Source organism: Streptacidiphilus pinicola (assembly GCF_003258295.1).
Classification (GTDB): Bacteria; Actinomycetota; Actinomycetes; order Streptomycetales; family Streptomycetaceae; genus Streptacidiphilus; species Streptacidiphilus pinicola.
The window spans coordinates 23751-32223 of record NZ_QKYN01000114.1; the positions used below are offsets into that span (position 1 = coordinate 23751).

General features: G+C 68.9%; 8 protein-coding genes. 4 read left to right on the plus strand and 4 right to left on the minus strand.

Translation table 11 applies throughout. The features are described from left to right. A partial coding sequence (locus DN069_RS27465) for a cytochrome P450 (protein WP_165845655.1) occupies window positions 1-771 on the minus strand: 771 nt, incomplete at its 3' end. 286 nt (window positions 772-1057) lie between these two features. Here DN069_RS27465 and DN069_RS27470 point away from each other — a divergent pair. Both DN069_RS27470 and DN069_RS27475 read left to right on the plus strand, forming a co-directional pair. After that, window positions 1058-1264 carry a ferredoxin gene (locus DN069_RS27470; protein ID WP_111505386.1) on the plus strand — a complete coding sequence of 69 codons (207 nt, stop codon included), beginning with the start codon at window positions 1058-1060 and terminating at the stop codon, window positions 1262-1264. A 4-nt stretch (window positions 1265-1268) separates the two neighbouring features. Next, window positions 1269-2444, plus strand: a complete 1176-nt coding sequence (locus DN069_RS27475; RefSeq protein WP_111505388.1) for an NAD(P)/FAD-dependent oxidoreductase — start codon at window positions 1269-1271, stop codon at window positions 2442-2444. Window positions 2445-2507: 63 nt separating this feature from the next. Here the strand turns inward: DN069_RS27475 and DN069_RS27480 are convergent, their stop codons facing one another. From DN069_RS27480 to DN069_RS27490, 3 genes are read right to left on the minus strand one after another with little or no spacing between them, the layout of a single operon-like run. Then, on the minus strand, window positions 2508-3662 hold the full coding sequence (locus tag DN069_RS27480; protein WP_111505390.1) for an acyl-CoA dehydrogenase family protein: 1155 nt from the start codon (window positions 3660-3662) through the stop codon (window positions 2508-2510). A gap of 32 nt (window positions 3663-3694) precedes the next feature. Further along, the gene (locus tag DN069_RS27485) at window positions 3695-5272 is read right to left on the minus strand and encodes an AMP-binding protein (RefSeq protein ID WP_111505392.1); all 1578 of its coding nucleotides are present in this window, start codon (window positions 5270-5272) and stop codon (window positions 3695-3697) included. A 48-nt stretch (window positions 5273-5320) separates the two neighbouring features. Beyond that, entirely contained in the window at window positions 5321-6106 is a 786-nt protein-coding gene (locus tag DN069_RS27490; RefSeq protein WP_111505394.1) for an SDR family NAD(P)-dependent oxidoreductase, read from the minus strand. A 203-nt stretch (window positions 6107-6309) separates the two neighbouring features. Between DN069_RS27490 and DN069_RS27495 the strand changes: the two genes are divergently transcribed. Together DN069_RS27495 and DN069_RS40330 are read left to right on the plus strand one after the other, a co-directional pair. Beyond that, window positions 6310-7692 (plus strand): NAD-dependent succinate-semialdehyde dehydrogenase, encoded by a 1383-nt coding sequence (locus tag DN069_RS27495; protein ID WP_111505396.1) that lies wholly within the window; start codon window positions 6310-6312, stop codon window positions 7690-7692. Window positions 7693-7708: 16 nt separating this feature from the next. Then, window positions 7709-8473: cytochrome P450 family protein (locus DN069_RS40330; RefSeq protein WP_165845656.1), on the plus strand; the 765-nt coding region annotated here is incomplete at its 3' end.

Genomic DNA, 8473 nt, shown 5'->3' on the forward strand with positions numbered 1-8473 from the left:
CATGGTGCTGTCGTTCCCGGCGGCGAACAGCAGGAGGATGCCCATGACGATGTCCTCGTCGGTCAGTCGCTCCCCGTCGATCTCGGCGTGCACCAGGATGCTGATCAGGTCGTCGGTCGGTTCGGCGCGGCGCGGCTCGATCAGCGCCATGGCCTCCTCGATCAGCTGGGGAATGAACACGCCGGCCCACTCCTCGATGCCACCGGGGTTCAGGTCCGGGTCGTCACGGCCGAGGTAGCGCTTCATGTGGCCGGCCCACTTCAGGTCGTCCTCCTCGGGGATGCCCATGAAGCTGTGGATCACCCGGGCGACGATCGGCTGCGAGACCTCGGACACCAGGTCGCAGGTCTCCCGCCCGTCGAGGCGGTCGAGGACCGTCGTGACGATCTCCTTGATCTTCGCCTCGTGCTCGGCGATCCGAGGCGCTGTGAAGCCCTGCAGGAACAGAGCCTTGAGCCGGTCGTGCTTGGGCGGGTCCAGGTTGATCAGGTCGAGGTGCGACATCTCCCGGAGCTCCTCCGGCATGTCCCCCTCGGTGATGTCGATCGACCCCTGGAGGTGGGAGGAGAAGGTCTTCCAGTCCCGGCTGACCGTCTCCAGGTCTGCGGCGCGGGTGATGGACCAGAAGCCGACCTCGCCCGGCATCCCGGCGATACCAGAGGACCAGTGGACCGGGCACTTGCCCCGCATCTCCGCGAAGAGCTCGTGCGGGGGGCCGTCGACCCACAGGGCCATGTCGGCCACGGTCATGTCGTCGTCAAGAGAAGCCATCAACGCCTCCAGAGTTGGCGGTTCAGCACCGAAGTCCGGCGAAGGTACGGCGGCTTCGGGGTGTGGTCGCCGTCACCGCCCGAATCTCCCCCGGCTGGGGGATCGGCGGCTCTGGCCCGCTGGTCTGCACACGCGTCGGGCTCCTCGCCGGATCCCCCGCCCGGGCAGGTTTTCCGCTCCTCACGGTCTCGGGGGCAATCGCCGCGCGAGCCTGTCGCCACCTGCACCGGGAGGCGTTTCGCCACGGCTTTGCGGGTCCTGAACGGACGAAGAAGGAGACCCGACGATGACGATGAAGATCACGATCGATCTGGAGGCGTGCAAGGGTTATGCCTGCTGCATGATGGAGGCCCCCGACCTCTTCGACATCGACGACGCGACCGGCAAGGCGATCCTGCTCGTGGAACATCCCACGGAGGACCAGCGCGAGCAGGCCGAGCGCGGAGCGCGCTCCTGCCCCGCGAACGTGATCACCCTTCAGCAGATCGGCTGAGGGCGTGGATCGCGTGGTCGTCGTCGGCGGCTCGCTCGCCGGGGTCAACGCCATCGAGGGGCTGAGGGAGCGCGGCTACCAGGGCGAGATCACGCTCGTCGGCGCGGAACGCCATCTCCCGTACGACCGGCCGCCGCTGTCCAAGCAGGAGCTCCGCGAAGGTCCCTCGGTCGGGCACCTGCTGCTGAAGCCGCAGTCCTGGTACGACGAACGCGGCGTCGAGCTTCGCCTCGGAGCCCGTGCGGTCGGCCTCGACACACGGGACCGGCACGTGATCGTCGAAGGTGGCGACCAGGTCGCCTACGACGGTCTCGTCATCGCGACCGGTTGCTCGCCTCGCCGCCTCGGCCAGCCGGAAGCCGGGCCGGTGCACGTTGTCCGCACCATCGAGGACGCGACAGCCCTGCACGGCGAGCTGCGGCCGGGCCGGCACCTGGTGGTGATCGGGGCCGGCTTCATCGGCCTCGAAGTAGCAGCAACGGCACGGGAGCTGGGACTGCACGTCTCCATCGTGGAGACGGCGCCGGCCCCCCTCACCCGGGTGCTCGGCGACGAGGCCGGCCGCTGGTTCCAGGAGTACCACGTCGATCGGGGCGTCGACCTGTTCTGCGGCACTGCGCTGGACACGATCGAGGTAACCGCCACGGGTACGAGGCTGAGCCTCGCCGACGGCACGGTCCTGGTCGCAGATCTGGTCGTCGCCGGCATCGGGGTCACGCCCGCGACGGACTGGCTGGAGGGGAGCGGCGTCACACTGGACAACGGTGTCGTCTGCGACCGTAGTCTGCGCACGTCGGCACCGGGGGTTGTGGCGGCAGGTGACATCGTGCGCTGGCACAACGACCTCTTCGACGAGACCATGCGGGTCGAGCAGTGGCTCAACGCGGTCGAGCAGGGTGTCCACGCCGGTCACACCCTGCTTGGCGCGGAGGAGCCGTTCGCGCCGGTGCCGTACTTCTGGTCTGACCAGTTCGACGCGCAGGTGCGCTTCGTCGGCCGAGCGGATGCCGCCGACGCCGTCGAGGTCCAGCGCCTGAGTGACCGGTCGATGGTGGCGCTGTTCGGTCGCGGTGGCGTGGTCCGTGGCGCGCTGTGCGTCAACGCCCCGCGGCAGCTGGCGCGGTACCGGCTCGCGATCCAGCAGCGGGTCGCCTGGGGGGACGCGGTCGGCGTCGGCTGACGTCCGGGCCATGCGAAGGGGCCGTGNNCACGGCCCCTTCGCATGGCCCAGACATACGGGAAGTCAGAGTCCCATGTCCTTCGCGATGATCATCTTCATCACCTCGGAGGTCCCGCCGTAGATGCGGTGCACCCGGTTGTCGGCGTAGAGCCGGGCGATCGGGTACTCGTTGATGTAGCCGTAGCCGCCGTGCAGTTGCAGGCACCGGTCGATCACGCGGTGGGCGACCTCAGTGCAGAACAGCTTCGCTGACGCCGCCTCGGCCGGGGTCAGCTCGCCGGCGTCGAGCGCCTCCAGCGCTCGGTCGGCCACCGCCTGGGCGGCCTCGACCTCGGCCTTGCACGCGGCGAGCTCGAACTTCGTGTTCTGGAACGAGGCTACCGGCTTGCCGAACACCTGGCGCTCCTCGACGTACTGCTGCGCGAAGCGGACCGCCGCGGCCGCCTGGGCATAGGACGCAAAGGCGATGCCCCACCGTTCGGAGGCGAGGTTGAGCCCCAAGTAGGAGAAGCCCCGGTGCTCCTCACCGAGAAGGTCCTCGGCCGGGACCTTGACGTCGACGAAGGAGAGCTCGGCGGTGTCCTCGGTTCGCAGTCCGAGCTTGTCGAGCTTGCGGCCCACCGTCCAGCCCTGGGACGAGGTGTCGACGGCGAAGAGGGAGAGGCCGAAGCGGCGGTCGTCGTCCCTGGGCAGGCTGGTGCGGGCGGCGACGATCACCCGGTCGGCGTGCACGCCGCCGGAGATGAAGGTCTTGGCGCCGTTCAGCACGTAGTGGCTGCCGTCGGCGGAGAGCTTCGCGGTGCTGCGAATACCGCTGAGGTCGGATCCGGTGCCGGGCTCGGTCATGGCCAGAGCCCACATCTCCTCACCCGAGACGAACTTGGGGAGGTAGCGCTTCTTCTGCGCCTCGTTGGCGAGCAGCTTGAGATAGGGGAGTGCCAGCAGCACGTGGACGTTGGTCCCGAAGGTGACGCCGGCCCGGGTCGTCTCCTCGTACTGGACCGCCAGGAACTTGTACGTGTCCAGGCCGGCGCCGCCGTACTCCTCCGGCACGCTGACGCCGAACAGGCCCAACTCGCCCAGTTTGGTGTAGAGGTCGCGGGGGACGATGCCCGCCGCGAACCACTCGTCGTGGAGCGCGACCACCTCGGCCTCGATGAACGAGCGGAGCATCTGACGGAAGGACTCGTGGTCCTCGTTGAAGACGGTGCGTTGCATGGTTCCTCGAACAGGTCGGATGTGGATGGCGGTCAGCGGGACGCGCGGGCGCGGCCGCCGGGTTCGGCGTCCCAGGCCCGGTCGGTCAGGCCGCGCGCGCGGACCAGGTCCTTGTTGACGCGCTCGGTCGGTGTTTTGGGCAGTGATTCGACGACCTCGATGTAGCGCGGCACCGCGTAGCGCGGCAGGTCGGCCCGGAGGAAGATGTGCAGCTCCTCGGGTTCGATCACGCAGCCCTCCCGGGGGACGACGAGGGCGGCGACGTCCTCCTCGCCCAGCGCGGAGGGGACACCGATGGCGGCTGCCTCCAGGACGTGCGGGTGACGTCCCATGGCGAGCTCGACCTCCCACGCGGAGACGTTCTCTCCGCGTCGGCGGATCGAGTCCTTGAGCCGGCCGACGTAGTAGAGGAAGCCGTCCTCGTCGGCGCGCATCCGGTCGCCGGTGTGGAACCAAAGGTTGCGCCAGGCTGCCAGCGTCGCCTCGGGCTTGTTCCAGTAGCCCGACATGATGGTGCCCGGTTCGCGGGGACGTAGCACGAGCTCGCCGATCTCGCCGACCGGGACCGGCAGGTCGTCCGCGTCGACCAGCTGGACCTCCAGCTCGGGGACGGGCTTGCCGACCGAGCCGACCCGGCTGTCGTCCAGAGTGTTCGTGGTGATCCCGAGCGCCTCGGTCATGCCGTACATCTCCAGCAGCCGTACTCCGAAACGTCGTTCGAAGGCCTCGTGGATGGCCGCCGGAGCTGCTCCGCCGACGCCCAGGACGGCCGGGTTGGCGCTGTCGTCCTCGCGTTCGGGAGCGGCGTACAGCAGGGAGAGCATGGTGCCCAGGTAGCTGAAGTAGGAGGCGTCGGCCGCGCGTACCTCGTCCCAGAAACCGCTGACGCTGAACCGCTGACCGAGCGCCAGCCGGCCACCGGCGAGGAGGGCCCCGATCAGATACGCGCGGGCGTCGGAGTGGAAAAGCGGCTCCGGGGTGTAGACGGTCTCGCCCGGCTGCATGCGCATGCCCTCGATCCCGCGCCGCGCCCAGGTGAGGTAGTACGCCTGCGGCAGCAGCACGCCCTTGGACGGGCCGGTCGTGCCCGAGGTGTAGATCATCGTGGCGTGCTCGTCGTTGCGCGGAGGGGTGACGAAACCGTCACGGCCGACTTCGAGCAGTTCGGCGTACGACAGGTGCGGCACCTCGGTGCCGAACGGCGGCTCGCCGCCGTCCGGATCGATGACCACGACTCGCTCCGGCGGCGTCGGCAGCAGCGGTGCCAGCATGCGCAGGTATTCGGGCTGTCCGATCAGCAGACGCGGCGCCGCGTCCTGGATCAGGTACTGCAGGTGGGCGCCCCGCGCCTCGCTGTTGATCGGGACGTCGATCATTCCGGCCGCGTTGATGCCGAGCCAGCATGCGGCGCTCTCGAACCGGTTGTTGGCGATGAGCGCCACCCGGTCGCCCCGGTCCAGGCCGAGCTCGCGAAGGCCGGCTGCCACCGAGCGGACGGTGTCGAATAGCAGCGCGCGGCTGTAGTCCCGTCCACCGACGAGCAGCGCCGACGAGTCGGGCGACTTCTCGGCCTGCTCGGCCAGCATGGAGTACACGGTCAGGTCACGCATGAGTCCTTGTCTTCCTGTTCGCACATGGCTGCGGCAAACCCGTCCGGGTCACTGCGCGATGAGACCGCCGTCGACGACGAGCACCTGCCCGGTCATGTAGTTCGAGGCGGACGAGGCGAGGAAGACGGCCGGGCCGGCGTACTCCTCGGGCTGGGACCAGCGGCCCATCGGGATCTGCCCGCGGATGTACTGCGCGGCCGCCTCGTTCGCGTCCAGGTCGGGCAGCATCGCGGTCTGGACGAAGCCGGGAGCGATCGCGTTGACCTGGACGTTCTTGCGGGCCCACTCCAGGGCGACAGCCCGGGTGAGACCGACCAGGCCGTGCTTGGCGGCGATGTAGGCGCTGTCGTTGCGCATGCCGACCAGGCCCAGCACCGAGGCGATGTTGATGACCTTTCCGCCGCCGTCCTTGAGGTAGGGGGAGGCTGCCTTGATCATCACCCAGCAGGACTGCAGGTTGAGTTCGAGGACGCGCTGGTAGACCGCGAGGTCGGTGTCCTCGATCTTGGAGTCGTGGTCGTCGGCTGCGTTGTTGACGAGGACGTCGAGGCCGCCGAGCTGTTCCGCGGCGGCGACGACAGCGGCCTCCGCCGTGTCCGGTGAGCGCAGGTCCGTCGCCAGGGTGCGCAGGCTGCCGCGCGTGCCGGCCGCGAGTTCGGCGGTTTCCTTGAGCCCCTCCTCGGAGCGGGCGACGCCGATGACGTGTGCGCCGCGCGCGGCGAGGGCCAGGGCGATCGCGCGGCCGATGCCGCGGCTTGCGCCCGTGACGACGGCGCGTCGGCCGGTGAGGTCGAAGAGGTCGGAGTCGGAGGCGGGGTTCGTGGTCGAGTTCATGCCCGGAGCATGCAGGCCTCGGCCCGTGCTCCTTGGCGGCAGCGGCAAGGACAGCCCAGTTGGGTGATGCCGATCCTAATGCGCCCCTCAGAAGCCCTCCCCCGAGTGGGGGTCCTTTCGTCCGGCCGGACGTCGTGACGCGAGTCACCCGACAGAGTCCGGGACACAGGCACTGCCAGCAGCGAGCACGGAGGAAGGCTGTCGTGAGTACGTACGCCGTTGTCGACCCCAGTACCGGGGAGACATATCAGCAGTTCCCGCCCTTGTCCGACGCCGACCTGGAGGTCAAGGTCGACCGCGCCGAGCAGGCGTATTCCGTGTGGGGCCGCGGGTCGTCCGTCGCCGAACGGGCCGCGCTGCTGGCCCGGGTGGCGGAGCTCTACACCGAGCGGCGCGATGAGCTCGCCGGGATCATCGGCCGGGAGATGGGTAAGCCGATCGCCCAGGCGCTCGGCGAGGTGGACTTCGCCGCCGCGATCTACGGGTACTACGCGGAGCAGGCCGAGGCTTTCCTCGCCGACGAGCCGGTCGAATTGGCCTGGGGCGAGGGAACGGCCGTGGTGCGCCGAGCGCCGCTGGGCGTCCTGCTCGGGGTCATGCCCTGGAACTACCCGTACTACCAGGTCGCCCGCTTCGCGGCGCCGAACCTGATGCTCGGGAACACCATCGTCCTCAAGCACGCAGCCCAGTGCCCGGAGTCCGCTGCGGCGATCGAGAAGATCTTCGCGGACGCCGGCTACCCGGCCGGCGCCTACGAGAACCTGTACGCCACCTACGACCAGGTCGACCGCGTCATCGCCGACCCGCGCGTGGCCGGCGTGTCGGTCACCGGCTCGGAGCGGGTCGGCGCGCACCTCGCTGGGCTTGCCGGTCAGAACCTCAAGAAAGTCGTGCTGGAGCTCGGCGGATCGGATCCGTTCATCCTGCTCAGCACGGATGACCTCGACGCTGCGGTGCAGGCCGCGCTGGCTGTTCGCTTCTACGAGAACGCAGGCCAGCTGTGCTGCGGAGCCAAGCGGTTCATCGTCGTCGACGAACTTTACGACGCGTTCCTGCAGAAGATGACCGCCGCGCTCGCACAGCTCAGCCCGGGCGACCCTGCCGCCGAGGAGACGGTGCTCGGGCCCGTCTCCTCGACGGCCGCGGCCGAGCACCTGGAGGAGCAGCTGCGCCGGGCTTTGGAGGGCGGCGCCAAGGTCGCCCACGGTGGCACCCGGGAGGGTGCCTTCTTTGCGCCGACCGTCCTGGTGGACATCAGCCCGGAGAACGAAGCCGCCAAGGAGGAATTCTTCGGCCCGTTCGCCCACCTCTACCGCGTGTCCTCGGAGGAGGAGGCGATCGCGGTGGCCAACGACACCCCGTACGGCCTCGGCTCGTACCTGTTCACGACCGACCCCGAGCAGGCTCAGCGCGTCGCCGACCGGATCGACGCCGGCATGGTCTACATCAACCTGGTCGGTGCCGAGGAGCCCGGCCTGCCGTTCGGTGGTGTGAAGCGGTCGGGCTTCGGCCGGGAGCTCGGGCGTTTCGGCGTCGACGAGTTCGTCAACCGCAAGCTGATCCGCATTGCCAACCAGTCCCACTGATTCTCCTTGGGGAGCCATGAGTGAGAACGAACCGTTCGACGACGTGACCGTGGCTGACATGGCCTTGTGGGTCGACGGCCCCCCGCACGAGCTCTTCACCGAGCTGCGGGCGAAGTGCCCCGTCCACTGGTCGGCCGACATCCCCGGACTCCCCAACGAGGAGGGATTTTGGTCGCTGACCCGGGCGGAGGACTTGGAGAAGGTCAGCCGCGACTGCAAGACCTTCTCGTCCGAGCGTTTCGGGATCGACATCACCAACCACGTCGTCCCGATCGAGTGGGCGCGATCCGAGTTCATCGGGATGGACCCGCCGAAGCACGACCGCATCAAGGCGCTGTTCCTGGAGGGGTTCACCGAGGCCCGGATCTCCGAGCACGAGCCCAGGATCCGGGAGATCGTCACGACGGTCCTCGACCGCCTCGACGGGCGGGAGGCCTGCGATCTGGTGACCGATGTCTCTCAGCCGATTGTGGCCCGGGTGATCCACAGCTTCATGGGCATCCCCGAGGAGGACGATGCCAAGTGGGCCGCGTACATGGGCCGTTACATGGGCCGCGACGACCCGGAGCTCAATCCCGGCGGCGTCGACTCCTATGTCAACGAGCTCGTGCCGCTGCTGATGCAGGAGGCCATGGCGCTGATCGAGCCGCGCCGCGCCGAACCGAGCGACGACCTGATCAGCGTGCTGGTGCACGCGGAGATCAACGGTGAGCGGCTGGATCTCGAAGAGACGGTCTTCGGAATTCTGCTGCTCTTCGGCGCCGGGAACGACAGCACCATG